The 25,455-nt window shown below is 63.8% G+C and carries 27 protein-coding genes; 15 read left to right on the forward strand and 12 right to left on the reverse strand.

What is annotated here, in order from left to right; translation table 11 throughout:
- Positions 1-398: 398 nt before the first annotated feature.
- Positions 399-1,154, forward strand: a complete 756-nt coding sequence (locus QMA10_RS16635) for an SDR family NAD(P)-dependent oxidoreductase (RefSeq protein ID WP_290170174.1) — start codon at positions 399-401, stop codon at positions 1,152-1,154.
- A gap of 85 nt (positions 1,155-1,239) precedes the next feature.
- The gene (locus tag QMA10_RS16640; protein WP_290170176.1) at positions 1,240-2,634 is read left to right on the forward strand and encodes an LssY C-terminal domain-containing protein; all 1,395 of its coding nucleotides are present in this window, start codon (positions 1,240-1,242) and stop codon (positions 2,632-2,634) included.
- A gap of 22 nt (positions 2,635-2,656) precedes the next feature.
- On the opposite strand, the gene QMA10_RS16645 is transcribed toward QMA10_RS16640, so the two are convergent.
- The gene (locus tag QMA10_RS16645; protein ID WP_290170178.1) at positions 2,657-3,157 is read right to left on the reverse strand and encodes an ASCH domain-containing protein; all 501 of its coding nucleotides are present in this window, start codon (positions 3,155-3,157) and stop codon (positions 2,657-2,659) included.
- Between the two features lie 98 nt (positions 3,158-3,255).
- Complete coding sequence (locus QMA10_RS16650) at positions 3,256-5,154, reverse strand: FAD-binding monooxygenase (protein WP_290170180.1); 1,899 nt, start codon at positions 5,152-5,154, stop codon at positions 3,256-3,258.
- Positions 5,155-5,558: 404 nt separating this feature from the next.
- On the opposite strand from QMA10_RS16650, the gene QMA10_RS16655 reads away from it, so the two are divergent.
- Complete coding sequence (locus tag QMA10_RS16655) at positions 5,559-7,121, forward strand: M20/M25/M40 family metallo-hydrolase (RefSeq protein WP_290170182.1); 1,563 nt, start codon at positions 5,559-5,561, stop codon at positions 7,119-7,121.
- On the opposite strand, the gene QMA10_RS16660 is transcribed toward QMA10_RS16655, so the two are convergent.
- Entirely contained in the window at positions 7,104-7,316 is a 213-nt protein-coding gene (locus QMA10_RS16660) for a hypothetical protein (protein ID WP_290170184.1), read from the reverse strand. The genes QMA10_RS16655 and QMA10_RS16660 overlap by 18 nt on opposite strands.
- Positions 7,317-7,381: 65 nt before the next feature.
- Between QMA10_RS16660 and QMA10_RS16665 the strand changes: the two genes are divergently transcribed.
- Positions 7,382-8,338, forward strand: coding sequence for a D-2-hydroxyacid dehydrogenase family protein (locus QMA10_RS16665; protein WP_356835593.1), 957 nt, complete (start codon positions 7,382-7,384; stop codon positions 8,336-8,338).
- On the opposite strand, the gene mtnN is transcribed toward QMA10_RS16665, so the two are convergent.
- Both mtnN and QMA10_RS16675 read right to left on the reverse strand, forming a co-directional pair.
- Positions 8,335-9,084 carry a 5'-methylthioadenosine/S-adenosylhomocysteine nucleosidase gene (gene mtnN / locus QMA10_RS16670; RefSeq protein ID WP_290170186.1) on the reverse strand — a complete coding sequence of 250 codons (750 nt, stop codon included), beginning with the start codon at positions 9,082-9,084 and terminating at the stop codon, positions 8,335-8,337. The two genes, QMA10_RS16665 and mtnN, sit on opposite strands and share 4 nt — an antisense overlap.
- Positions 9,081-9,548 (reverse strand): S-ribosylhomocysteine lyase, encoded by a 468-nt coding sequence (locus QMA10_RS16675; RefSeq protein WP_290170189.1) that lies wholly within the window; start codon positions 9,546-9,548, stop codon positions 9,081-9,083. Before QMA10_RS16675 ends, mtnN begins: the two co-directional genes overlap by 4 nt.
- Before the next feature lie 203 nt (positions 9,549-9,751).
- Here QMA10_RS16675 and QMA10_RS16680 point away from each other — a divergent pair, with 203 nt between their 5' ends.
- The 3 genes from QMA10_RS16680 (at position 9,752) to QMA10_RS16690 (ending at position 12,280) form a co-directional block, all read left to right on the forward strand.
- Positions 9,752-10,099 carry a YnfA family protein gene (locus tag QMA10_RS16680; protein ID WP_290170191.1) on the forward strand — a complete coding sequence of 116 codons (348 nt, stop codon included), beginning with the start codon at positions 9,752-9,754 and terminating at the stop codon, positions 10,097-10,099.
- Positions 10,096-11,127, forward strand: a complete 1,032-nt coding sequence (locus QMA10_RS16685; protein ID WP_290170193.1) for a DUF2891 family protein — start codon at positions 10,096-10,098, stop codon at positions 11,125-11,127. Before QMA10_RS16680 ends, QMA10_RS16685 begins: the two co-directional genes overlap by 4 nt.
- Positions 11,128-11,206: 79 nt before the next feature.
- A complete protein-coding gene (locus QMA10_RS16690) occupies positions 11,207-12,280 on the forward strand; it encodes an alpha/beta hydrolase (protein ID WP_290170195.1) in 1,074 nt (357 codons plus the stop codon).
- On the opposite strand, the gene QMA10_RS16695 is transcribed toward QMA10_RS16690, so the two are convergent.
- Positions 12,248-13,024, reverse strand: a complete 777-nt coding sequence (locus tag QMA10_RS16695) for a HEPN domain-containing protein (protein ID WP_290170198.1) — start codon at positions 13,022-13,024, stop codon at positions 12,248-12,250. The two genes, QMA10_RS16690 and QMA10_RS16695, sit on opposite strands and share 33 nt — an antisense overlap.
- A 1,677-nt stretch (positions 13,025-14,701) precedes the next feature.
- Positions 14,702-15,532, reverse strand: a complete 831-nt coding sequence (locus QMA10_RS16700) for a hypothetical protein (RefSeq protein WP_290170201.1) — start codon at positions 15,530-15,532, stop codon at positions 14,702-14,704.
- Positions 15,533-15,978: 446 nt separating this feature from the next.
- Here QMA10_RS16700 and QMA10_RS16705 point away from each other — a divergent pair, with 446 nt between their 5' ends.
- Together QMA10_RS16705 and QMA10_RS16710 are read left to right on the forward strand one after the other, a co-directional pair.
- Positions 15,979-16,224, forward strand: a complete 246-nt coding sequence (locus QMA10_RS16705) for a hypothetical protein (RefSeq protein ID WP_290170204.1) — start codon at positions 15,979-15,981, stop codon at positions 16,222-16,224.
- Entirely contained in the window at positions 16,221-16,781 is a 561-nt protein-coding gene (locus QMA10_RS16710; RefSeq protein WP_290170206.1) for a hypothetical protein, read from the forward strand. The genes QMA10_RS16705 and QMA10_RS16710 overlap by 4 nt, the downstream gene beginning before the upstream one ends.
- A gap of 39 nt (positions 16,782-16,820) precedes the next feature.
- Here QMA10_RS16710 and QMA10_RS16715 read toward each other — a convergent pair whose 3' ends face one another.
- Positions 16,821-17,666, reverse strand: coding sequence for an aldo/keto reductase (locus QMA10_RS16715; RefSeq protein WP_290170208.1), 846 nt, complete (start codon positions 17,664-17,666; stop codon positions 16,821-16,823).
- Positions 17,667-17,874: 208 nt separating this feature from the next.
- Here QMA10_RS16715 and QMA10_RS16720 point away from each other — a divergent pair, with 208 nt between their 5' ends.
- The 3 genes from QMA10_RS16720 (at position 17,875) to QMA10_RS16730 (ending at position 20,268) form a co-directional block, all read left to right on the forward strand.
- Complete coding sequence (locus QMA10_RS16720; protein WP_290170211.1) at positions 17,875-18,255, forward strand: VOC family protein; 381 nt, start codon at positions 17,875-17,877, stop codon at positions 18,253-18,255.
- Positions 18,256-18,294: 39 nt separating this feature from the next.
- Complete coding sequence (locus tag QMA10_RS16725; RefSeq protein WP_290170213.1) at positions 18,295-19,047, forward strand: SDR family oxidoreductase; 753 nt, start codon at positions 18,295-18,297, stop codon at positions 19,045-19,047.
- 99 nt (positions 19,048-19,146) lie between these two features.
- On the forward strand, positions 19,147-20,268 hold the full coding sequence (locus QMA10_RS16730) for a saccharopine dehydrogenase NADP-binding domain-containing protein (RefSeq protein WP_290170215.1): 1,122 nt from the start codon (positions 19,147-19,149) through the stop codon (positions 20,266-20,268).
- A 49-nt stretch (positions 20,269-20,317) separates the two neighbouring features.
- Here QMA10_RS16730 and QMA10_RS16735 read toward each other — a convergent pair whose 3' ends face one another.
- Entirely contained in the window at positions 20,318-21,691 is a 1,374-nt protein-coding gene (locus QMA10_RS16735; RefSeq protein WP_290170218.1) for a DUF2254 domain-containing protein, read from the reverse strand.
- Positions 21,692-21,859: 168 nt separating this feature from the next.
- Here QMA10_RS16735 and QMA10_RS16740 point away from each other — a divergent pair, with 168 nt between their 5' ends.
- The 3 genes from QMA10_RS16740 to QMA10_RS16750 all read left to right on the forward strand — a co-directional run bounded on the left by QMA10_RS16740 (position 21,860) and on the right by QMA10_RS16750 (position 24,138).
- Positions 21,860-23,014 (forward strand): S-layer homology domain-containing protein, encoded by a 1,155-nt coding sequence (locus QMA10_RS16740; protein ID WP_290170220.1) that lies wholly within the window; start codon positions 21,860-21,862, stop codon positions 23,012-23,014.
- A 64-nt stretch (positions 23,015-23,078) separates the two neighbouring features.
- Positions 23,079-23,528: a VOC family protein gene (locus QMA10_RS16745; protein WP_290170222.1), complete on the forward strand. Its 450-nt coding sequence runs from the start codon at positions 23,079-23,081 to the stop codon at positions 23,526-23,528.
- Positions 23,515-24,138, forward strand: a complete 624-nt coding sequence (locus tag QMA10_RS16750; protein WP_290170224.1) for a maleylpyruvate isomerase N-terminal domain-containing protein — start codon at positions 23,515-23,517, stop codon at positions 24,136-24,138. The genes QMA10_RS16745 and QMA10_RS16750 overlap by 14 nt, the downstream gene beginning before the upstream one ends.
- A gap of 27 nt (positions 24,139-24,165) precedes the next feature.
- Here the strand turns inward: QMA10_RS16750 and QMA10_RS16755 are convergent, their stop codons facing one another.
- The 3 genes from QMA10_RS16755 to QMA10_RS16765 all read right to left on the reverse strand — a co-directional run.
- Positions 24,166-24,732 carry a GNAT family protein gene (locus tag QMA10_RS16755; protein WP_290170227.1) on the reverse strand — a complete coding sequence of 189 codons (567 nt, stop codon included), beginning with the start codon at positions 24,730-24,732 and terminating at the stop codon, positions 24,166-24,168.
- 97 nt (positions 24,733-24,829) lie between these two features.
- Positions 24,830-25,021 (reverse strand): hypothetical protein, encoded by a 192-nt coding sequence (locus QMA10_RS16760; protein ID WP_290170229.1) that lies wholly within the window; start codon positions 25,019-25,021, stop codon positions 24,830-24,832.
- Positions 25,022-25,117: 96 nt separating this feature from the next.
- Positions 25,118-25,455 (reverse strand): MarR family transcriptional regulator (locus QMA10_RS16765; RefSeq protein ID WP_290170230.1); only part of this gene is annotated, 338 nt, incomplete at its 5' end.

The following is a 25,455-nucleotide window of genomic DNA, read 5'->3' on the forward strand; positions in this document are numbered from 1 at the left end:
GGCTGGCCCCAGCATGCGGCCCGGCACCGGTTAAATCGCCAGTGCCGCTGCTTCGGAAAGATCCGTCCTGATCCATGCCTTCAGGCTTTCACCCGGCACCGACACTTCCGGCGAGAAAACGGCTCTCGACGTCCCAAAACGGGCACTTTCGACACCCTCAAAATACCCGACTTTCAACGCCAGCTACCTATACGGGGACGCACTTACTTGCATGGACCCAGCCGGGTACCCCCAGAGGGCTTCCGCGCGGCACGGCAACCGCGGGAGGCACGCCGAATGCGGCCGCGCCCTTGCCAGCCGTGCGGCCGGCGGCCAAAGTTGAACAGACCTCACTGAGGCCCTCCCAGCAGATCCGGAAAGGACAGTCCCTTCATGACTGAGCGAAAAACGCCAGGGAAATGCAGCAACCCAAGGAGCGCGGCGCGGTGAGGATCCTGGTCACGGGTTCAGCGGACGGTCTGGGCAGAGCCGCGGCGGAGTCATTGCTCGCGGCTGGGCACAACGTCGTCGTTCACGCCCGCAGCCAGGAGCGTGCGGCAGCACTGGAACCCCTGACCAGCCGCGGTGCAGAGCTCGTCGTCGCCGACTTCAGCGACCCGGATGCAGTACGGCGTGCCGCCGCAGAACTCAATGCCGGCAACCCGCCGGACTCCGTCATTCACAACACCGGGGTGGCAGGCGGTGCAGCAGTCATGCCCGTCAACGTTGTGGCCCCTTACCTGCTGACCGCACTGCTCGAGGGACCGCAGCGGCACATCTACCTGAGCAGCAACGACCACTACGCCGGGCGCGCCTCCCTCGCCGGGGTCGACTGGCAGGGCAGGTCCGCCGGTTCCTACGCGGACAGCAAGCTCTGCGTCACCGCATTCGCCGCGGCGCTGGCCCGGCTGCGGCCGGACCTGCTCAGCAACTCGGTGGATCCCGGCTGGGTCCCCACCAAGATGGGCGGCCCCGGAGCACCGGACGACCTGGCGCTGGGCCACCAGACCCAGGAATGGCTCGCCGCCAGCGAGGATCCGGACGCGTTGACCAGCGGCGGTTACTGGTATCACCGGCGGAGGCGGCAGCCGCACCAGGCAGCGAACGACGTCGAATTCCAGGACAGTCTGCTCCACGCCCTGGCGGATGAGACCGGAACGATGCTGCAGCTGTAGCGGCCTTGACGGGATCCTACGTTCCCGCCGCAAAGCGGCAGCGGCTCATTGACTCGCGCAGGGACGGCAGGACAGGGTTTTGCGTATGAAACGGGCAGCGGACGACGACGGCGGCGCCGGGTCCGGTGCCGCGACGGCTCTGGACTGGGCCTTCTTCGTTTTCAGCGGCCTTGCCTCCATTTGGTTCGCCGGGCTGCTGCTGGTGCGGGGATCGCTTGAGCTGGGTTATATCGGCTTCCTGGTGGTGTTTTGGGTGGTCCTCGCCTATCTGGTGCTGCCCCGGGTGGATCGGGTGCTGACGCAGATCTTCATCCCGGACTATTTCATGGGCCGCACCCGCACCAGCGCCGGACTCTTCGGGGACGCCGTCAACCTCGCCTTTCTGGGCAGCGAGCAGCAGCTGCGCGGAGCACTGGAACGGACAGGCTGGGTCCTTGCAGATCCGGTGACCCTTACCAGCAGTTGGCGGATTGTGACCTCCACGCTGCTGCACCGCAGCTATCTCCGGGCGCCGGTGAGCCCGCTGCTGCTGTTCGGGCGGCAACAGGACTTCGCCTATCAGCAGGAGGTCAACGGCAACCCGAGACAGCGCCACCACGTCCGGTTCTGGCGGTGCCCCGAAGGGTGGCTGCTGCCCGGCGGCATCGCGTCGGATTGGTTGGCGGCCGCTTCCTTTGACCGTGCCGTGGGCCTGTCCCTGTTCACCCTGCAGGTCACGCACCGGGTTGGGGAGAACATTGATGCCGAACGGGATTACCTGGTCTCCTCGATGCAGCAGGCCTTCCCCGAAGTGTCGGTGAACGTTATCAGGAACTTCTCCACCGGGTACCACTCGCGCAACGGCGGCGGCGATTCCATCGTCACCGACGGCGATCTGCCCGTCACCAACCTCAGCAAGCTGCCGGAAACGGCCACGGTACCTGCACCCACAGCATCTGCAGTCTCCCGGATTCCCGGATCCTCCGCTCATGCTGCGGCGCAGCAGCGGGTTAGCCGGCGGCCTCCGCCGGTCATCTTCGGTGCCGGCCTGGTGTTCCTGCGCGGGCTCGCTGCGTTGACGGTCGCCGCTCCGTTCCTGGCGCGCATCACCGAAGTGCCCTGGATCAGCACACTGGTGAACGATGTCCTGGGTGAGCAAAGCTCGGAACTCGCGAATCTGGGCAGTGCTTATGCGCCGGCCAGCCTCACGCTGGCAGTGTTCGCCTGTGTGGAGGCTTCGCTGGCCGTGTTTATCCTGCGGGGCAGCAACGCGGCACGGGTGACTGCAATGTTCCTCAGCTCCGGCGCCATCATCCTGCAGGTTGCTGCCGTGTTCTCCGGCTCCGCCTTCCTTGGCTCAAACCTGCTCGGCTATTCGTTCGACATTCTGCTGATCCTTGCCCTTTCCAGTGAACGGGCCAGGGTCTATGCACGCACGCAGAGTCGCCGCCGCCGGATACGCGGGCTCCTTTCGAAACAGCGGAGACCCCTCACAGGCTAAGGCTCTTGGTTCTAAAAGGTGTTCAGGCGTCAGCCCGCCAGACGATCTTGAACCGCTCAAGCACCAGCTCATCGGACTCGGACCAGCTGGTCCCCCGCGCCGCAGCTGTGCGCTCCCAGTATCTGCGGTGTTCGCGCCGCCAGGAATCCAGGCTCAGGTCATCCTCGCCTTCGTCACGCGCAAAAGCCTCGTCGACGTCGCCGAACGTACCCAGGCGAAGCTCCGTGGTACGCAGAACAACCCGGGGCGCTCCGGTGCTGTCGCAGACAATCCAGTGCATGCCGATCCGCGGCAGCTGATCCCCCTCATCGACATACTCCGCAACGAGCGAAGATGTGGCGGTTTTGCTGCCGTCCAGCACCAGCGCCAGCAGCTCATCGGCCAGTCTCGGGGAATCCCCGAACGTTTCCACGTTGTATTGGCTGTCTGCAGCGGCCTGCTCCGGATGTGCCGCGGCGTAGGCATCCCAGAGAACTGCCGCAGCCTCAAAGTCCGGTTCAATCACATCAGTAGGGGTGTCCATGGTGCCCAGTCTGCCACCGCAGCGGCTTCTGCGCCCACACCTTAACGCAGGACGACGGCGGCACCCGGGTGCCGCCGTCGTTCTGTGTCTGCCTGTGGTTAGTGCTGCGGCTGGCGGGCCGGCAGCAGCGGGGCGAAGAACTCGCCCAGCTCCGCCGTTGCCGTCAGCGGCAGCACGTTGGCGACGTACTGATCCGGGCGCACGACGACGACAACGCCCGAGCGGTCCAGTCCGCGGAGCTCGAAGATGTCCTCCTCCGGATTGGCGCCGTAGACCTTGTTCAGGTCGGTGAGGCGGAACGGACCAACTTCCGGCTTGAAGACCTTCGGTACGGCGTTGATATCGATTCCGGTATGGTCCTGCTGGTAGATCACCTTCACATCGAACCAGGCGTCGTCGTCACCCCCGGCAGGCTGGGCAGCGAGCGGGGATTCCGGAGCGTTCTGCAGCCAGTCGGCCAGTTCCGTCACGCCCGACGGCGTGCCGGCGGGTGCGGCGTCTGCGAAGACGTAGATGCGCCAGCAGCCGTCAGCCTTGGCCTGGTGACCCAGCTGCAGCGGGTTGGTGTCGCTGACGCGCAGCACCGGAGCGGACTTGAAACGCTTGCCCACGGGAAAACCGGCAGCCAGGTCCTGGTGCTTCGCCTCGCCGATCAGCATGGACGGGGTGTATTCGGTCATGAAGCCGGCCGGGAACTCGGCGGTGCGGACGTAGAAGTCCTCCAGGTCCGAGGGGTTCTCGAACTCCTCGGGCTTCTTGGCCATGAGGGTGGACCATTCCTTATCGAAGTCGATGAGGTTCTTGGCCACCACCTGGCGCTCCGCCGAGTAGGTGGAGAGCAGGGATTCCGGGGCGCGGCCGTCGAGGACGTGGCCGAGCTTCCAGGCAATGTTGAACCCGTCCTGCATGGACACGTTCATGCCCTGTCCTGCCTTGGCGCTGTGGGTGTGGCAGGCGTCGCCGGTGATGAAGACGCGCGGGGTGCGGGTGCCGACTTCCTCAGGCTTGACGTCGTCGAACCGGTCCGTGAGCCGGTGGCCCACCTCGTAGACGCTGTGCCAGGCGACGTTGCGCACGTCCAGCGTGTAGGGGTGCAGGATGGCGTTGGCCTTGGCGATGATTTCGTCGATGCTGGTCTTGCGGACGGCGCCGTTGTCGCCTTCAGGCACCTCGCCCAGGTCAACGTACATCCGGAACAGGTGTCCGCCTTCGCGCGGAATGTGCAGGATCGAGCCGCCGCCGGAAGACTGGATGGCGCACTTGGTGCGGATGTCCGGGAAGTCGGTGGAGGCCAGGACGTCCATGACGCCCCAGGCGTGGTTGGCGGCGTCGCCGGCCAGGGTGGACCCGATCGACTGGCGGACCTTGCTGCGGGCGCCGTCGCAGCCCACCACGTACTTGGCCTTGACCGTGCGTTCGGTGCCTTCGTCCTCGCCGGCTGTGCGGCGCAGGGTGACGGTGACCGGATACTCGGCGGCGTCGTCGACCTCAAGGTCCACGAACTCGTAGCCGTAGTCCGGCTTCATGCGGGCCGGGGAGTTCGCCATGAACCGGGCGAAGTAATCCAGCACGCGGGCCTGGTTCACGATCAGGTGCGGAAACTCGCTGATGCCGGCCGGGTCATCCAGCGCACGGCCGGAGCGGACGATGTTTTCCGGGTTCTCCGGGTCCGGACGCCAGAAGCACATCTCGGTGATGCGGTAGGCCTCCGCGGTAATCTCCTCCGCGAACCCGAACGCCTGGAAGGTTTCCACGCTGCGGGCCTGGATGCCGTCGGCCTGGCCGATGACCAGGCGGCCCGGGCGGCGCTCGACGATGCGGGTGGTGATGTTCGGGAACTGGGACAGCTGTGCAGCTGCGAGCATTCCGGCCGGACCGGAGCCGACTATCAGGACGTCAACCTGATCCGGCAGCTCCTCAGGACGGTCGAGGCCTACGCCTGCCGCCGGCTGAATGCGCGGGTCTCCGGATACGTAGCCGTGGTGGTGGAACTGCACGGGTGTCCTCACTTCTTTGTGTCAGTGGACCGACAAGGTCTCGGATGCTCGGTAAGCGGCCTGTCTTCGATATCTAACTGTGTTCGTTATTTGAACAGGCAGTTCAGTATTCGAAACAAGATTGGCTTTACTGTACTGGATATATGATGCCGGTCACAAGCAGGGCGCGAGTGTTGGACGAAGTGGGGAAACTTCCGCGGAACAGGATCGTCATCACCGGCGGAAAACTTCCAGTTTTTCCCCGGCCATTCCCAACCGTCAATGGTCTGAGCCGGCAGCCCCGCTCTTTTTCCCGTTCGGGCTCTTCAACGGCCGCCCGGTCTTGCCTTTCGTGCAGCACTGCTGTGAGCGTGGCGGCCCCGGCGTTCTTCACCGGACATGCCGCCGCACTGAGAGGGAACACCATGAGCACCCCGACACCCCGTGACCATCAACCGTCAGCCGGCAATCAGCGTGCAGCCGCCGTCCGGCGCAGGACATTCCTGGGCGGAGTAGCCGGGACTACAGCTGCCGGAATTGCGGGCCTGAGTCTGCTCACTGCACCTTCGGCCGTTCCTGCACCGGCCGCCCCCGCCATCCCCGGCGCGGATACCGATCCGCTGGACCTGCTCAAGCGGATGCTCTCCTTCGATACCCAGAACTTCGGGACCGGAGCCAGTACCCGCCCCCATGCTGAGATGCTGCAGGAGGTATGGACCCGTGCGGGAGTTCCGGTGGAGATTATCGACACCCCGCAGCCGAACAATGTGCACCTTATCGCCCGCATCCCGGGGACCGGCCGGGCCAAGCCCCTCCTGCTGCTCGGCCATTCCGACGTTGTGCCGGTGGAGCTGGAGAACTGGACAGCCGATCCCTTCAGCGGCGAAGTACGCGACGGCGAGATCTACGGACGCGGCGCGCTGGACATGAAGGGGGCAAACGCCGCTTCCATCGCCGCCCTGCTGCGCCACCTGAGCGAAGGCGCCCGTTTCGACCGGGACATCATCGTACTGACGGACTGCGACGAGGAGGCAGGGTCCTTCGGCTCACGCTGGCTCGCCGCCAACTACTGGGAGAAGCTCGACGCCGGTTCCGTACTCACGGAGGGAGGATGGTTCCTGGCCCAGGAGGACCGCACCACCCCCATGCTCATCAGCGCAACGAGGCAGGACAAGGTCTATTTCAACATCGACCTCATCGCGCGGAGCACCGCGACCCACTCATCCAAACCACTCACGGATGCCGCCATCGTCACCCTGGCCCGCGCCGTCGCGAAGCTGGGCGACTGGCAGGCGCCGGTCTATCTCACGGATGTGACCCGTGAGTATTTCCGAACCCTGGCGGAGGCCAGCAGGAACCGGGGACTGGCCCAGGCCCTGCGCCGGATGCTGGAGGCACGGAACCCGCAGACGCTGGAACGCTGGGCACGCATGGTCATCGCCAAATCGCCCTACCCGGCACTGCACAGCGCACTGCTGCGCACCACACACGCCTTTGTCATCGAGAACGCCGGGTACAAGGAGAACGTGATTCCTTCCACTGCCGAGGCGCGGTTGAACTGCCGTGCCATTCCCGGAGGTCAAAAGCCGCGGGAATTCCTGGCCCAGGTCCGCGACCGGTTGTCCCGCAACGACGTGGAAGTCAGGATTGCCGCCCCCGAAGGCGTGTCGGAAGAGGATTACCTGGCCACGCTGGACGGAACCTGGGCGACCCCTCCCGCAAACGTGGACACCGATCTGTTCCGCGCTTTGAAGACAGCTGCACGGAGAACCTATCCCGGCGCGCGGTTCACGCCGGCCCTGTTTGAGGCGGGGACCAGTCTGGCACCGTGGCGCGACCGCGGAATTCCCGGTTACGGCGTTTATCCCTACGTCCTGAGCAACGAACAGCTGATTGGGATGCACGGCAATGATGAACGTATTTTCACTGCTGCGCTGGAGGAGGGGACAAAGTATATGTACTCCGTCTTTTCACGCTTCAGGGTCTAAGGGCCGCAGCCGGCCCATCGCCAGGGCAATAAACGCTCCCGCACCGGCGAGCAGCAGTAACGCAGAGACAATCAGGATGATCCTGAAAGGAAGTGAATCGGCGGCCACCGCGGACAGCGCTGTTGCGACGGCGGCGAGGGCGATAACTAAAGCTGCAAAGGCCTGCCGTGTTGGGGCAGTATTGTCTTGGCTCATATCTGCAACTTTCAGTAAACCCGATTAATGTCAATTGCCTTGCCGTGTCGCCGGAGGAATAACGCATGCCGATGAAATGTGCAGTGCTCGATGATTATCAGCATGCCGCCACGCAATTTGCCCATTGGGACAGCCTGGGGGAACAGGTTGAGCTGACGGTCTTCACGGACCACCTCACCGGGGAGGATGCCGCGGCAGAGCGCCTGACGGAATTCGACGCGGTCGTTCTGATGCGCGAACGCACGCCGTTTCCGGAAAGTCTGCTGGTGCGGCTGCCCCGGCTCAGGCTGGTGGTAACCACCGGCATGCGCAACGCATCCATCGATCTGGACGCAGCCCGCAGGCAGGGTGTCACGGTGTGCGGCACGGCCAGCAACTCCTCTCCCCCTGCGGAGTTGACCTGGGCCCTGATCCTGGGACTGGCCCGCCGCCTGGTTCCCGAAACGGCGGCCCTCCGCGAGCGCGGACCGTGGCAGCAGACTGTCGGCACGGACCTGCACGGCGCCACGCTCGGTGTGCTGGGACTGGGCAAGATCGGTTCGCAGGTCGCACGGGTAGGCGCCGCGTTTGGCATGGATGTGCTCGCGTGGAGTTCCAGCCTCACCGCCGAGCGCGCCGCGGCAGCCGGTGCGGGGCTTGCGGCCTCCAAGGAGGAACTGCTGGCGAAGGCCGACGTTGTCTCCGTCCACCTGGTTCTCAGCGACCGCACGCGGGGACTTCTCGGCGCCGACGAGCTGGCCCTGATGAAGCCGACGGCGTACCTGATCAACACGTCCCGGGCCGCAATCGTGCACCAGGGGGCGCTTCTGGAGGCGCTGAAGCAGGAGCGGATTGCCGGCGCCGGCCTGGATGTATTCGATCAGGAGCCGCTGCCGGCGTCATCCGAGTTCCGGGATCTGCCCAACGTTCTGGCAACCCCGCATCTGGGTTATGTGACGGAGCTGAACTACCGCACGTTCTTTCCCCAGGTGGTGGAAGACATTCAGGGATTCCTGGCCGGTACTCCCCTGCGGGTGCTCTAGGCCGGCTGAAAAGCTCCGGCCACCCCTGCCAGGGCATCCAGCGAGGAAGTCACCACATTTGCCGACTGGGTTGCTGCGTCATCCACCTGATCCCGGAAATCATCCTCCGCAGCCGGCCCGCACAGGTCGGAAATGCCGCGGACAGAAATGAACGGGGCTCCAAAAACGAAGCACGTCTGAGCAATCGCAGAAGACTCCATGTCCGTTGCCAGCGCACCGGGGAAACTGCCGGTTATCAGTTCGGCCCTCGCCGGAGTGACAAAGTTGTAGCTGGAGACAATCAGGCCGTGGTGCATCGGAATGGTTCCGCCGGACTGGGCCGTGCGAACGGATTCGGTCAGCGATTCAGGGGCCGGATAGATTTCGGGCATTCCCGGCACCTGGCCGAGCTTGTAGCCGAAGGCACGCGCATCGGCGTCCACATTGATGTACCGGGTTCCCACCACGACGTCGCCAACCCGGACACCGGCACCCAGCCCGCCGGCGCTGCCCGCGCTGATCACGAGTGGGTGCTCAGTGTTCCCGCCGGCACGCTGCGCTTCGAGAATGGCGGAGGTTGCTGCTCCGGCGGCGTTAACGAGGCCGATGCCGGTTCGAACGAGGACCACGGGGTGGCCGGCCAGAACCGCATCGCGGTGAACCGCATTGCCGATCTGCCGGGCCGGGCCAACATCCTCGGCACGTTCCAGGAAGGGAGCAAGCTCGTCTTCCATTGCCACGAGGATAATGAATGCTGCTGAACTCACGCGTACACCACGTCCCAGCCGGCGCGTTCGGCAAGGAACGCTGATGCTGCTGCCTGTGCCGCTTCAAGGGAGTGGTTGGCGCCCCAGCCGCACTGCACCTCATTGGCAGCAGGCACTTCGGTTGCACCCAGAATGTCGTTCAGTGTTACCTCGATCAATGCAGCAACTTCGTCAAATGCCGGAGCGCCCTGCAACATCAAATAGAAGCCCGTCTGGCAGCCCATCGGGGAGAAATCAATCACCTTGTCGGAGTGATTGCGCGAATGCTCGGCAAAAAGGTGCTCCAGGGAGTGCACGGCGTCCATTTCGAGGTGGGCCGTGTTGGGCTGGGTGAACCGGACATCAAACTTGGTAATGGTGTCACCGCCCGGAAGCTGCTTTGTGTCGGCCACCCGGATGTAGGGTGCCGCAACAAGACGGTGGTCGAGGTTGAACGATTCAACATTCATGCGCTCTTGATCCATCTTCATCCTTCTGTTCTGTTCGAGGGGCGTTCCGCCAGCCAGACCCGGACTATCCCGGCACCGGCGGCCGCGGGAAGCGGCACGTGACAACAGCCCAGACTATAGGGCGAACCTGAACAGAGTCCGCAATATCGCTGACGCACAGCGTAAAGGTGACCAAGGACGCAATACGTGCCTTCCACGGGTACAGCAGAATGGACCCTATGACCACCGCAAGAACAGTCCTCCTATTCCTGCTTGCCGCCCTGGCCGAAATTGGCGGCGCCTGGATGGTGTGGCAGGCCGTCCGGGAGGACCGCGCCTGGTGGTGGGCCGGTCTCGGAGTCATTGCCCTGGGGCTCTACGGCTTCGTGGCAACACTTCAGCCCGATGCACATTTCGGGCGGATCCTGGCCGCCTACGGCGGGGTGTTTGTTGCGGGATCGCTGGCGTGGGGCATGGTCTTTGACGGTTTCCGCCCCGACCGGTGGGATGTCACCGGCTCGATCATCTGCCTGGCGGGAGTAGCTGTCATCATGTTCGCACCGCGCGCATCGGCGGTAGCCCCGTGACAGCCGGCCGCCGGCACGCCCAGGCCCCCGTGTATGCCGACGTCGTCCTGGACAACCTTCGCCGCCCCTACCCGTTCGCCTCGCACCATGTGGAAACCTCGCCCGAAGACCGGCCGGCCCCGCGCGAACTGCACCCCAGTTTTCATACGTCCTTTGACTGGCACTCCTGCGTCCACATGCACTGGCTGGGCGTGAGCCTGCTGGAATACGGAATCGACGGCGGGCGGGACGCCGCACTGCGCGCAGCCCTGGGCGCCACGCTCACCCCGGAGAATCTCGCCGTTGAGGAGGCGTATTTGCGAGCGCACCCCGGCTGGGAACGGCCCTACGGGTGGGCCTGGCTCATGCGCCTGGCCGCCGCGTCGGCTGTCTCGGCCGATTCTCAGATCCGAGCCTGGGGAAAGGCACTGGATCCTGTGGTGGATACCGTGACAGAACTGGTCACGGCATGGACCGCAAAGGCGCAGTATCCGGTGCGGCACGGCATCCACACCAACACCGCATTCGGTATCGGCATGCTGTACAGCTCATTCCGGGAGCTGGGGCGCACCGAAGCAGCCGAGACCTGTGCCGCCGCTGCCCGGAGGTGGTTTGCCGCGGACACCGGCTGGGCCGCCGAGTGGGAGCTTAGCGGCCAGGACTTCCTCTCCGCCGGGCTCAGCGAGGCGGATCTCATGGCCCGCGTCATGGAACCGGAGGCCTTCACCCATTGGTTCTCCGCCTTCCTTCCCGGTCTGGCGCCGTCGTCCCCGATCCTGCAGCCGGTGTCCGTGACCGATGAAACCGATGGCTACATGGTTCACCTGCATGGACTGAACCTCTCCCGCGCAGGCCAGGCCGCCCGGGTTCTTCAGGCGCTGGAGGCCGCCGGGGCGGCAGGGACTGCGGACGCGGCAACGTTGAGGTCGGCCCTCCCGCCCCTGCTCGGCGCCGGATTGGATGCTGTGGTCACCACGGAATTCATGTCCTCACATTGGCTGGCCAGTTTTGCGTGGGATGCGCTGACCAGCACGGCTGCGCTGGAGTAGCCGCTCTCCCGGCGGACGGTTCTGTATATTCAAGCCAGCGGCAGCCGCATCGGTTGCCGGCGTCAGGGAAGGCACGGGCATGGCAAAGCTTGATATACGGGTGCGGTTGATCGGACGGGCACTGCGGCGGATCTCGGTCACCGGCAAAAGCGAGGAACAGATACTCGCGGATCAGCAGCGCACCATTCGACACAACCCCGTCCTGGACTGGGTGCTGGGCGGGCTGGCCGCGGGTGTGGACGTCACCGATGACACGGCAGCCGGGGCCGAGGGCCGAATCCCGGTGCGGATTTACCGTCCGCACGGTACCGACGGCCTGCTTCCGCTCATCATCCTGATCCACGGCGGCGGCTGGACCAGCGGAAACCTCGCGACGTATGACTGGCTGGGCAGCAGCATCTCCAAGGGAGCGGGCGCCGTCGTCGTATCGCTGGACTACCGGCTGGCACCGGCCCACCGCTGGCCTGCTGCCGCTGAGGACTGCTACGCGGCGCTGGTGGATGTGGCCGCCCGTGCGGCGCAGTGGCGGGCCGACGGCGGCAGGATCGCCGTCGTCGGCGACAGTGCCGGAGGGAACCTTGCCGCGGTTCTGACACTGATGGTCCGGGACCGGTCCGGACCGGCCATCGCCTTTCAAGGCCTGATCTATCCGGCAACCGAGCTGACCCTGGGCAGCGCCTCGCTGGAGGAAAACGCGGACGCGCCCGTGCTTACCAAAAGCGATGTCCTCGCCTTCCGCCGCCACTACGTGCCCGACGACGGCGACCGCAGCCACCCCTATGCTTCTCCCCTCCTCGCCGCAGATCACAGCGGACTGCCGCCGGCCTTGATCCAGGTGGCCGAGCATGATCCGATTCGCGACGACGGCCTGCGCTACGCCGAAGCCCTGCGCACCAGCGGCGTTCCGGTGCGCGTCACCACCTACGTGGGAATGCCGCACGGGTATCTGGCGTTTCCCCGGCTCTGCCGCAGCGCCCCGCAGGCCCTGGCCGAGCTGTGCAGCGAGCTGCAGCTGGGCCTGGCCGCCTGCTCGGCATCACCTCCCCCAGCGGGCGCAGCAGCTATGTCAATAAGATCCACCCTTGCTAGCGCGATGAATCAGAATGACCGTGGACCTCTTCTACGTAGCCTCGCGGAACGTCGTCAAGGCTGAGAATTCCACATCCCAGACCCCGTGTCCTTTCACTTCCGCATCGATGTTCGCCAAGGCGTAGAGGAAGGGACGCGACGTCCGGAGGCCCAGGGTCAAACTGTCCTCGTCCGCACCCGCTGCTAGTAAGAGCTTCAGCCACAGAACCCATTGAGCCGTAGTTCTGACCATGAAATAGAGAGCCTGGTCCCTCTCTGTAAATCCGCGGAGTGTCTGATGACTCTGAGCGTTGCGCACCTTCTTTACTCTGCTGGCCCATGCTTCCCCGCCTGGTCCGGCGCCGCAGAGCCCTGGAGCAAACCGGGAAACTTCCGATGCAAGCCTCAGGACCCGGTCATTGTAGTTAAACCCGCCAACGGGAATCACAGCATCATCAAAACGCTTTTTGGCCTCTTCCGCCTCCGCCAGTCCGTCCACCACCGATGCGAACGCCTCAGATGCTCGCTCTTTCCCCCTTTTCACAACAGCAAGATCCACAGGTACAAAGCGCTTCTCGCGCCTACTCCGAAGCCGATCATCCAGCCCCTCCAACGCTGTGGCCAACATCTGAGCATCAACTTGCAGGATATTCGGCGCAGAGACCACCATATGGGGAATCGGATCGACCTTCTGCGCCAATTGAATCCACTTCGCAAAAGTCGCCAACTGCAGCTCATCGAACGGAAGAAGATTTGTGCTCCGTATCCGTTCTGGGTCTCCGCTCACCGTTGCGATATAGCTGCACCAGCGGCCGTCCTCCAATTGCACTTCTATTTGGCTAACCCTCGGCGCTCGCCGTCCACACCAGAGTGCAACGAGTGGACTGCACACGGCGTGGACCTCCATCAATAACGTCCGAATCGTGGCAGGCAAAGTGGATTTGAATTCAAGGCCGGTAGACCCCTGATGGTCGAATGCGCGTAGGACACCAGGCACGGCACCTGACACTGCGTGGCTGCCCTCAGAATTGGAGAAGGGCAATTGTATATTCCATACCCACCGGATGCCCCTAACCTCAGCGGACAACCCGCTTATATGCGCACCCACTACCCGCTGGTGTCCGGTGAATCGCTGTGGAGGGACTCCGCATCTGTCCGCTATAGACGACATTTGCGCGTCCAATAGGGAGACCTGGGAATGATCGTCCAGGACGCCGTGAATTGTTCGAGGCTGCATGTCTAGGGCCACGTCCGCCGGATCTTCCCGAAATATGGTGTAGCCATTTTCATCCGTATGCCCTTGACTAGGCATAAAGCACAATCGGTCTAATTCCAACGTATAGGCATGATCTTCCTCGTCCTTCAAGGCACCGGGGACTTTCGGCCCGCCGACTATCCCGAACTCACCACCGTCGTCTTCCATCAGACAAGTATGCCGATGGGAGGCTGTATCGGTAACCCAACAGCGCCTCCGACCTTCAAGCGGCCAGAGATGCTTCCATACGCGGGACACCCGTCAAGGGCCCAGCCCGCCGGACCAGCTTGGCGTCATTTAGCGTCGAGATTTGCACGGGCGCGATCCGCCCGCGATGCCGCGTAGCCGCGGAACCAAGCTTCTTGCCTCTGGACGCCCTCGTCTGATGCCCGTTTGTACGGGTTGTCTTTGGGGGATTTCCCCGCAAGGTAGGCGCGGTAGCCGGCACGCTGGATTTCGAGCACTTCGCTTCTAGTAATTTCTCGAGGCATGTTCCCAGCCTTCCATGCGGTTTCGGCGGCTCGCTGCACCGTCTGACGCCCATCCAAAGAGCGCGTATCTGAACGATCCACAGCGGCCGCAACTCGGTGTTCGCAAGCCGGTCCTGCAACGGACGCCGGCCGAGAACTGGGATCACCGTCATTGTGGCTGCTCGTCCAGACGAGGATCGCCTCATGCGTCAGGCGCCTTCAAATCACCGTTGTGCTGAACGAGACCCCGAGGATCTGATAGTTGTCTGCGGCCTCACAGGGGCGTGCGGCCCGTAGCATTACGCTCGAGGGACTAATCGCTTATGAATCGTGGGGTAGTTATGCGTGTAGATGGATTTGGTTTCTTCATCGTCCTCTTCATCATGTGGGTCGTGGTGCCGGCGGTCGTTGGTTTTATCCTGTACTTGATCGTCCGCCTCGGGGTGAAGCACGGGCTGCGGTCTTACGATTCTGACAAGAATCAGAGCACGCCTCCTGCCACGTAGGTATTTCGAACACAAGCCGTGCACCCCCACGGTTGCGCCTCTCGATGCAGACTTCATCGCGCGAGGGATTCAATATAAGCTGACGAAGCTGCGACCCGTGTTCCAGGCTCGCGACGCACGCTTTGGTTTCGCCCTGAGGGGTCCCCTATCGTTTCCTCTTCAGGAAGAGATGATTCCCCTGGACGATGTGTTCGCCCCGCCATGTGTTTCTGTCGCCTTGTCAGCGGCGTCACGTCAACTGAACTGAAAAGTAGCGACCCTGCAAAACTCACTGACTATCTCAGCCTCTTGGTTACAAGATGCAGTCCAGAAGACGGATTTGTGAAGCTTGAGCCTGTGTGATTGGGATTGCGTGAGTGTGCGGTGCGAACTGTTCTTGCTTTATCGAAAACGTCGCAGGCATTATTGAGGGAAATCGCCATGGCCAGCTGATTGGAAGTGAGCTCTCCGCTAAGAGTTTTGGAAATTCCGTCGTCATCATGGGCTTCAAAAAGGGTAAGGAACTGTTTAGCCCACGGGCGACCGTGAGCTGCAGCTGAGCACAACTGCCAGGTCAAACAGGAAGCTGGCAGGGCGAAGACTGCGGCAGCAGTCGCTATTGTTTCGCTGACGTGGAGCGGCTTCTTGACCACGGCGGTGGTCAAATTATTTCGAGTGAGGGCCTTCTTGAGGAGAGCTAAGCGGTCCTCGTCAAAATCGGCGTCTTTATCGACCAGCTTCGTGGCGCGTCTTTGGTCCCATAAATTCTGGTGCTCCAGATGCAGAGCCCTTTGTGCAACGAGTCGGGGATCAGCGTCTTGGAGGATCCATAGAGCAGTTGAGGCTGCTTCAATCGAGCCTCGAATCAGTGTATAGGGCGCGAACGTGTGTTGGGCTTCGGCATCAGCCAACAGGGTCTTCAGCGCATGCAGATGGTCCACTGCAGTATGGAGCAGGTAACCGAGTAGGTGCGAGACCTGATGCGGCTCGGTCAGTGCGTCCGCAGTATCCAGGACTGATCCGGAGCCGACGTTCCAAGCTTTCTGGCCAGATCGGTGCCACTCTTCAATTCGATTGAAATCGAGTCTCATGCCCGTCCACGCCAAATCGGATTCGCGCTGGGTCAACTGCTGAAAGTACGTCGCCCTATCACTCATACATTTTCTCCGCAGCGCCGTCGCTCTTTCTCACACCAACTGACTCTACCGGCAGCGCCCCGGCATCATGGCCACTCACCTCCCACCTTAAGTTGTGATCAGCGCATGAAGGATACAAACGACCAGGAGCCCGCAAGCCGGTCCCTCACCGTGCACTTATGCACTCCGGCAAGCTTCATATATCCACTGACATCCTCCATGTACGTAAGACCCGCACGGCGAGCTGGACGGTGAGGGTACCTAATCTGCAACATTGTCTGGCTTACCGTGGAGTGCGGCGACGAGCCGGGCCGGCCATGCAGCCGCCCGTCACTCACGATTTGACCACGGTGCGTTGACAGGCTGAGACCACGCTCCAAACATAAAAGTGTCAACGACATATTGACAGTGTGCACGTGTCAACATCTAATTGACACATGAAATCTTCGCGAGCCGTTACTGCCCTCCTGGCCTTCCTGATGCTGCTGGCAGGGCTGGCATTGATCACCCTTTACCTCCTCCTTGACCTGGATGGATTCCTCAAGGGCATGTGTCAGGGTGCAGCAGTCATGCTGATCATCCTCAGCGTCTATTTCGGCGTTCTCTGTGTCCGCCGGCACGGGCTGCACAGCACCCCCACAGACGACTGGCTCCCGAGTCGGGACGGAACGGACCGGAAATGACGGACCAGCGCGGCGGCGCAGATCTTCAGGAGCAGATTGGAGCCCTGATCCTCGGCGATTACGAGGGCGCCGGCAACCTCACGGAAGCAGACCATCTCGCCCTCGTTGCGCGGACAGGTGCCGCTGAACAAGCCAGCCAGCAACTCCAGCGCCGTGCGGTGGCTGCTGCCCGAAGCGCCGGCGTCAGCTGGGCCGCTTTGGGCCGCGAGCTTGGAATGACACGACAGGCGGTCCAGCAGCGCTTTGGCGGCCGCGCGGAAGAGGACGTCCCTGATTCTCAGGAACGATGGCTCGGACCGGTAACTGCCTTCGATGAGATGGGCGAACTTGACCTTGCCGGAAGAATGGGCTGGCGCACGGTCGGCGTTGATTGGCTGCGCCACCGGATGCTTCGCACCAATACCCAGTGGGAGCACCGCCGGGTGCTTTGGACAAGGCCGTCCCATCTCTACGAGGCAGAGGGCTGGGAAGTCGGCTGCCGGGCCTTCCCCTGGCTCTATCTGGTCCGCAACCTGCACAGGGCACCCGAACCTGCCGCAGCGGCCGAATCAGCATGAAGATCTGAAGGACCGTGCACTGCGGCAGCCGGAACCCGCTTACTCCATTTTGACACCGCTGAGCTGGCTCACAGCTTCCGGATCACTGTGATCGAAGAACTGGGTCTTGCCGGTATCAAGATCAGCGATAGCCGCCATTTCCTGAGGGCTCAGCTCAAAGTCGAACACGTCCATGTTGGCAGCCATCCGGTCCGCCTGGACGGTTTTGGGGATCACTACAATCTCACGCTGAATCAGCCAGCGCAGCACCACCTGCGCAACGGACTTCCCGTGCTGCGAACTGACGGCGGCCAGGGTCGGATTCTCGAAGAGATTGTTCTTCCCCTCCGCGAACGGGGCCCAGGATTCATGCTGAACGCCGTGGGTGTGCATCAGTTCGTTCTCGACCGCCCGCTGGTAGAACGGATTCGTCTCAATCTGGTTTACGGCCGGGGTGACGTTGTTGTGGAGGATCAGATCCAGCAGCCGGTCGGGCCCAAAGTTGGAGACGCCAATGGCGCGGGCTCCGCCGTCGCTGAAGATTTGTTCCATGGTGCGCCATTCGCCGTAGACGTCGCCGAAGGGCTGGTGGATCAGGTAGAGATCCACGTAGTCCATTCCCAGGTTGCGCAGCGAGGTTTCAAAGGCCCGCATGGTGGTGGCCTCGCCGTTGTCCTGGATCCAGAGTTTGGTGGTGATGAACAGTTCGTTCCGCGGGATGCCGCTCTTCTGCACGGCGCGGCCCACGGCGTCCTCATTCTGGTAGGCAGCAGCCGTGTCCAGCGAGCGGTAGCCGGCATTGAGGGCATTGGTCACTGCCGCTTCAGTGTCCTCCGGCGGGATCTGGTAGACACCGAAGCCAAGGATCGGCATAACCACCTCATTGTTGAGGGTGACGTATTCCATCGGAGTTTCCTTTCAGTGGCAGCGTTACTGCCGTTGGCGTTCCGAGAGGTGCGGCCGGGGCATTGGCACCCCTTCGACGGTACAAGCGCGGGGCCTCCCCCGGGAGGCCGGAGGTTACATTCCAGCCCAGGAAACCCGAAGTTTTTGCGCGCACGGCGGCGGTACGGGGACATGCCCCGCCGGGTTTTCCGCGTTGTAGGTTTAAAACATGACTGAACGTGTCGGACAGCTCGCGTCCATTTCCCTTGATTGCCCCGATACCGATGTGCTGGCGGAGTTCTACTGCGCCCTCCTCGGCCTCGACGAAGCCTTTGCCACACCAGACCGCGGCGTGGTGGCGCTGTCCGGGGCCGGTCCCATGCTGACGCTGATGCGTGTCCGAGACTACACACCGCCTTCCTGGCCGGATGGTCCCCAGCGCCAGCAGATGCACCTGGATATCGCCGTGGGCAACGTGGACTCAGCAGCGGACACGGCAGTACGGTTGGGCGCGAAGCCCGCCGACCATCAGCCGGCGCCGGAACAGTGGCGGGTGCTTCTGGACCCCGCGGGCCATCCGTTCTGCCTCACTGCCGTCCGGCCCGACTAACCACCCACATTGATCCCCTCACACGCGAAGGATGGATATATGAGCGATCGACTCAAAGACAAAGTTGCCCTTATCACCGGAGCCGCAAGCGGCATGGGTGCCTCCCATGCCCGTGCCTTCGTGCGCGAGGGTGCCAGGGTGATGATTGCGGATATCAATGACGACGCCGGTGCCGCGCTGGCCGGGGAACTCGGGGAAGCCGCCCGCTACGTCCACCTGAATGTCACCAGCGCCCAGGAGTGGGCCGCCGCCGTCGGAGCCACCCTTGAAGCCTTCGGGAAGCTCAATGTCCTGGTGAACAATGCGGGAATCCTCGACGGCGGGGCGCTGGGCCAGTATCCGGTTGAGCGCTGGCAGCGCGTACTGGACATCAACCTGACCGGGCCGTTCCTGGGCATGACAGCGTCAATCGAGGCGTTGAAGGCTTCGGCGCCCGCATCCATCATCAACATTTCCTCCACCGCCGGATTGGAAGGCATTGCCGGCATGCACGGCTACACGGCCTCAAAGTTCGGTGTCCGGGGGCTCACAAAGTCCGCCGCCATGGAGCTGGCAGGTTCCCGGGTCCGGGTCAATTCCGTCCACCCGGGCTCGATCCAGACACCTATGACCGCGGTAATGGGCGAACAGAAACCGATTGACTTCACCGAAACCACGCTGACGCGTCCGGCTGCTCCGGAAGAAGTCACCAGCATGGTCGTGTTCCTCGCCAGCGACGAATCCAGCTTCTGCACCGGCGGCGAGTTTGTGGTGGACGGCGGAATCACGGCCGGAAAGATCTACACCGTTTGATCGTTACGGCGGATCGGCTTAGCACCTCTTCCTGCGTATGCTGTGCAGCATGGCTACAGTAACGGACGATGATGCCCGCACAGCGCCGAAGGCCGAACAGTGAGCGGGCGCATCGTTCTGTTCGGTGCCACCGGATACACCGGCGACCTGGTCCTGGGTGCAATGCTGCGACGGGGTATCCGCCCGGTTCTGGCCGGACGCAACGTCGCGGCACTGTCCGAGCTCGCCCGAAAACACACCGGGCTGGAATTCTTTCCGGCAGACGCCAAAGATCCGGAGAGCATCCGCCGGCTGCTGACAGAAGGTGATGTGCTGATCAGCACCGTTGGGCCCTTTGAGCGGTTCGGCGTGGACGTGGCCGAAGCGGCGGTGCGGGCCGGTGCCCGCTACATCGACACCACCGGAGAGGTGGGGTTTGTCCGGATGCTGCAGGAGCGGTTCGCAGACCGGGCGATGGAAACCGGTGCCGTACTGCTGCCCGCCTTCGGCTATGACTATGTGCCGGGCATCCTTGCCGGCGCCCTGGCAGCACAGCAGGCTGGCGATGCCGGACGGCGGCTCGACGTCGGATACTTCACCTCCGGCGCGCTGCGTCCGGGACTGAGCCACGGAACCCGGAATACTCTCCGTGACGGACTGTTCCTGCCGGCAGTTCGCTTCCTCAACGGACGTTTGACCGAAGTGCGGATGGGGGCAGACGTCCACGTGTTCCCTATGAGGGGAGCACGCGGCGAACGCAAAACGGGATTGCTGGTTCCCGGCACGGAGGTACTGTTCCTGCCGGAGGAGTTTCCCCAACTGGACACGGTCACGGTGTACAACGGCTGGTTTTCCCCCTTCAGCCGGGCAATCAGCCTGATATCCGCGGTGACCGCAGCGCTTGCACAGTCCGCCCGGGTCCGCCGGGTAATGGAAAAACTGAGCTCGCCCATCGTCGGAAAACCCGGTGGACCGGACAGTGCCCGGCGGGCAAAAACCCGTACCGAGGTGGTGGCTACCGTAGCGGGAGCGGACGGCGGCCTGCTGTCATCCGTGCAGCTGACGGGCCCCAATGTCTACACGCTGACCGGCGAACTGATCGCCTGGGGAGCTGAGCAGCTGCGTGACCGGCAGGATCTTGCCCCGGGCGTGGCGAGTCCCCTCAGCGCCTTTGGTCTCTACGGCCTGGCGCAGGGGTGTGCTGACATCGGTCTGGTACCGGTGGATAAGCACCGCCCCTAGGGATGGGCACGGCCCGGGATTGCGCGGCCCGGGATTGCGCGGCCAGCAGCTAGACCGACCGGGTCTCACCCGCCCGGTCGCTGAAGGCTGCGTCCAGATTCCCGGCGAGGGCTTCCTCCACCCGGCGTCCCATGTCCCGGATTTCTTCATCGTCCGAGGCAACCATCCGGCTGCGCGCCGTCTCAAGCACCTGTGAGCTCTGCCGGCGGATCTCGTCACACTGTGCATCATTGACGGCGGTGGCCGCGCAGTCCCGCAGGAGACGCAGCACCGCGGTGAGGACAATCGGCTCCGAATGGGCGAACCGGCGCACCGGGCCGCAGACCATGTCCAGGAAGTAACGGTAGTCCCGCCCTGATGTGACAAGGCGAAGCACACCGTCCTCATCCCGGTACGCCTCCGGCCCCAGCCGCCGGCGCTGCAGGTCCACAAGCAGATCCGCGCAGTAGCCGGTGGCATGGGCCGCGGTGACGGGATCATTGATGCTGGGGGAAATGGCCTTCACGGCTATGTCGGTCAGCTGCCGCAGGCCCAGGGCAGCGTCCTGCTCCGGCGTACGTTCGTAACCGATGTCCAGGGCCTCCGCCAGAGACTTCTGCACCGCACCCAGGGGTACAGGTCCGCCGTCGTCGGCCCACACCCGGGCCACCGGGGACCCAACGGTGACCTGGTCCCCCGGCTGAACCAGAATCCGCATGACCAGACCCCGCTCCTTCAGCATGTTCATCAGCGGCTGCCGGTCAACGGTCTGGATGATCCCGCTTCGCCTGCCCGGGACAAGAGTGCCTCCTGCGGGCAGGGCGAACTCCTGCATCTCCCCCGTCTCGGACACCGCATAGGTGTCACGGAGAACCGCCAGGCAGTCCTGGTGGGCGTTAAGCATCATGGTGTCCACCCGCAGGGACCGGGCGATGTGCCCGATGAACAGCAGCAGCACAATTCCGGAAGAAATTCCCAGCACATACACCAGGCCCACTACCAGGACCGGCACCGGCCTGTTCACATCCATCCCGTACAGGCCCGTGATGCTGACCAGGAACGTTCCCAGCAATATACCCAGCACAGCCTGGGTCCGCACATCGCGGGCGAATTCGCGCAGCAGCCGGGGCGAGAACTGCTGCGACGCCAGCTGCAGCGCCACTACGGTCAGAGAAAAGGTGACGGTTGCCGCCGTCATCACACTGGTGGCGACGGTCTGCAGCAGGCTGGAGGCGGCGTCGACCCCGGAGGGCCAAATCCACTGCGTCCATGCCGCTTCATCGCCCGGGCGAACCGGCATCAGCAGCAGAGTCAGGACCACTGCCGCCAGGGCGGCACAGCTGGGCCAGAACCATAGGGAGGCCCGCAGCCTCTCCCTGGTGATACGGAACCGCGGCTGTGGTTCACGCGGATCGCGGCCGGGAGATGTTGAGCCATGAACCATGGGAGCCCCTCAGAACAAGGAAAGTGCGCGTGATCCCAGTCTGCCCGGGACCCTGCGCGGTTCCAATCAATTCACCGCCGCTCTGTGCACGGCGCCCTGTGATCCGTCGTCCCGGGCACCCGCTAGGCTGAACCTTCACCGCACCGCTGTTACTGAGAGGCATCCCATATGAGCACCGAAACCCGGCGACTACCCAAAACCCTGGCCGCTGCGGCCTCCCTCCTCCTGGCAGGACTGCTGGCGGCAGCGCCGGCCTCGGCCGTCGAAACACCGCCTGCTCCGGCACCGGCAGAACTTGCCGCGCCCCAGAGCTCTCCCGCACAAAGCAGGCAGCAGATCATCGACATGTTCAACGGCATCAATGCCTTCCGCAAAGGCAAAGGACTACAACCGCTGCGCATCGGAGCGAATGCGTCCCTCGTTGCCCAGGAATGGTCCAACCGCATGGCCGCTACAACAACACTGGAGCACTCCTCGGGCTACGCCACCGACAAACGCCTGGACCCCGGCTTTGTTGCAGCCGCCGAAAACGTTGCCTACAACAGCTACGGTACGGGCCGGTCCATGGTGGACCAGTGGATCAATTCCCCCGGACATAACGCCAACATGAGCAGACCGGCGGACAACGTCATGGGAGTGGGAATCGCGTTCGACAAGCAGGACGGATTCATGTGGGGAACCACCACGTATTACCAGTACGGACGGGTTCCGTCGAAGACTTATGCGACGGCTGAAGAGTACCTGGCAAGCGTTGCTCCGGCGCCTTCGGGTGTCTTCAAAGATGTCCCCGCTGGCAGGGCCTTTGCCGAGGACATCCGCTGGATGGCCGAGCAGGGCATTTCCACCGGCTGGCCGGATGGCACCTTCCGTCCGCTGGACGCTGTGCGGCGCGATGCCATGGCTGCCTTTATCTACCGCTTAGAGGGATCCCCCCAGCACAAGCCGCAAAACATCTCCCCTTTTAGCGATGTGTCCCCCGGCCAGCAGTTTTACAAGGAAATGACCTGGCTTGCCGGAACCAAGATCACCACAGGCTGGCCGGACGGCACATTCCGTCCGCTGGACACCGTGCGCCGGGATGCCATGGCCGCCTTCCTGTACCGCAGTGCCGGGTCACCGGCCTACACCCCGCCGCGCACCTCGGCCTTCTCGGATGTCAGCACCGGGAACCAGTTCTACAAGGAGATCTCGTGGCTGGCGGACCAGGGGATTTCCACCGGCTGGTCACAGCCGAACGGCACCCGGACTTTCGCGCCCGGGCAGGCCGTTGCCCGTGATGCGATGGCGGCGTTCATGCACCGCTTCGATCAGCGCGGCTGGTAGCACACCCGGGTTGGGAGCGGCAGCTCTGCTCCCAACCCGGCGTCGATCATGTAGCCTCGGCGGCATGACGGCACCCATGGTCTATGTTCTTTTCCCGGGGACGGCGCGCGAAGCCCTGACCTTCTACGCCGATGTGTTCGGCGGAGAGCTCACTCTGCACACCAACGCAGGCTTCAGCAGCGGCGGCCCGCCCGGCGCCGTCGCCCACGGCGTCCTGAACGGTCCGGTAACGCTGGCCGGGGCGGACGCCGAAGACCGGGGAAAGAGCGTCCGGTTCGAGGGGGTGATGCTGTCGCTGCTCGGAACCGCCGAACCGGCGCTTCTGCATGAATGGTTTTCCCGGCTGGCCGACGGCGGTCTCATAGTTGATCCGCTGGCCCCCAAAGCCTGGGGTGCCTCGGACGGGCAGGTGGTAGACCGGTACGGCCTGCACTGGCTCATCGGATACGAGCCGGCGGAAGATGCTGCAGAAACATCCGTAACCGAAGGCGGCGGTCCCCATGAACCTCGATGACAATCCGCAGCGTGCAGCGGAACTGTGCCGGGAGGCGCATGCACGTCTGATGCGAAGTGTGGACGGACTGACGGACACCGATGTCCGGGCTCCCAGTCTTTTACCCGGCTGGACAATGGGGCATGTCCTCACACATCTGGCACGCAATGCCGACTCCCACGCGCGGCGAATATCAGGAGCCGTGGACGGACTGGATGTGCCCAAATATGCGGGCGGCAGCAAACAGCGGGAGGCCGAAATCGAGGCCGGCGCAGGCCGATCAGCGGACGAGCTCATCGCCGACCTTGCAGCCGGCGAATCCCGGCTTGAGCTGGTCTTCGACCGGTACGCATCTGCCGGGTGGCCCAATGGCCACTTCCTCGGCGGTTCAGACTACGGGGTCTGGGCCTGTCCGGCCCGCCGGCTGCGCGAGATTGAAATGCACCATGTTGACCTGGGGCTTGGCTACACTTCTGCGGACTGGCCGGAGGAATACGTGGCGTGGGATTTGCAGAATCTGCTGGCCGGCGCCGCAGGCCGGCTCCTGTCCTCCCGTGACCGGCGAACGTTTATGGCCTGGCTGTCGGGCCGGGGACCCCTGGACCCGGACACCGCGCTGGCCCCGTGGTGATGGGCGTGCGGTGATGGCAACACCGGGCTAGGGACCTGTTTCCCGGACAGCGACATACAGCAGCATGTCCCGCCGCACGCCGGCGATCTCCTGATGGCTGCGCAGAAGCCCCTCGCGGACAAACCCGGAGTTCTCCGCGGTGCGCACCGACGCGGAGTTCCACGGCTCGATATACAGCTCGATCCGGTGCAGTTCGGGAATGGTCCAGGCGAAACCGCGCAGTGCCAGCAACGCGTCGGCGGCCGCACCGCGGCCGCGGTCCGCCGGACTGACACCATAACCGGCGTGGGCCCGGCCCGCACCAAGCTCGCGGAGCCAGAGGCCGGTCTGGCCCAGGCAGCGCCCCGTTTCAGCGTCCGCGATGGCGAAGGCGAACCCCGTCCCCCGGACGTGATGCTGGCGTTGCCGCTCCACCCAGGCCAGGGCCTGCTCCAGAGTTGCGTGCGCCGGCAGGGTTCCCACCGCTGGCACATATGGATCCGTGGAAAGCTCCATGGCCGCCGCGGCATCCGTATCCTCAAACCGGCGCAGAACTACCGCACCATGGGACGGGGCGGCGGCCGGCCAGAGCGGAACTTCCACGTTGCTAGACATCCCACCATTCTGAAGGGCCGGAGCCCGGCTTCCTGAAACCGCGGCCCGGCCGGCGCGGCCCGCTCGCCGACCGCCGGCTTAGCCCCGGACCCCGTTGTTAGCGGCCGAACAGTTTCCCAAGCCAGCCTGACCCTGACTTCCCTGCGGCCGGAGCTGCCTTCCCGGTTTTTGCGGCGGAACAAGTGCAACGGTCATTTTTTGCCACACCCCGCATGACCTGATCAACATGGTTTCCGCATCCGGCCCAGGTGGTTTTTCCGCACTTGCGGCATGCGACTGCTCTGCACATTTTGAGAACTCCAATTCGATGGTTCAGGGACGCTGCGTCCCAAAACCATCATGACAGATACCCTAGGGGGTATGCAAAACCACCCACAGCCCAGCCTTAGCGCCCGCCGCGCTCCGGCATGAGCTCGCCCAGAATCCGTGCCAGCTCACTGCGGTCCTGCGGCTGCAGTACCGAGAAAAACTCGCCGGCCTCCCGCCTCCGGTCCGCCTGGACCAGCTTGCGCAGCCGGGCCCCCTCATCAGTCAGTGAGAGCAGCGCCGCGCGGCGGTCCGCCGGATGCGGCCTCCGCTCGACCAGCCCTTTAGCAGCCAGCTGATCTACCACCTCAGTGGCCGACCGGGGGGCAATCCGCAGCCGCTCCGCCAGCTCCTTCAGCCGCAGGCCCGACACTTCTTCCGGCGCCGGATCCCCTCCCCCCGAGGCGGCTTCCCCCG

The organism is Arthrobacter sp. APC 3897, from assembly GCF_030407495.1.
Taxonomy (GTDB): Bacteria; Actinomycetota; Actinomycetes; order Actinomycetales; family Micrococcaceae; genus Arthrobacter_B.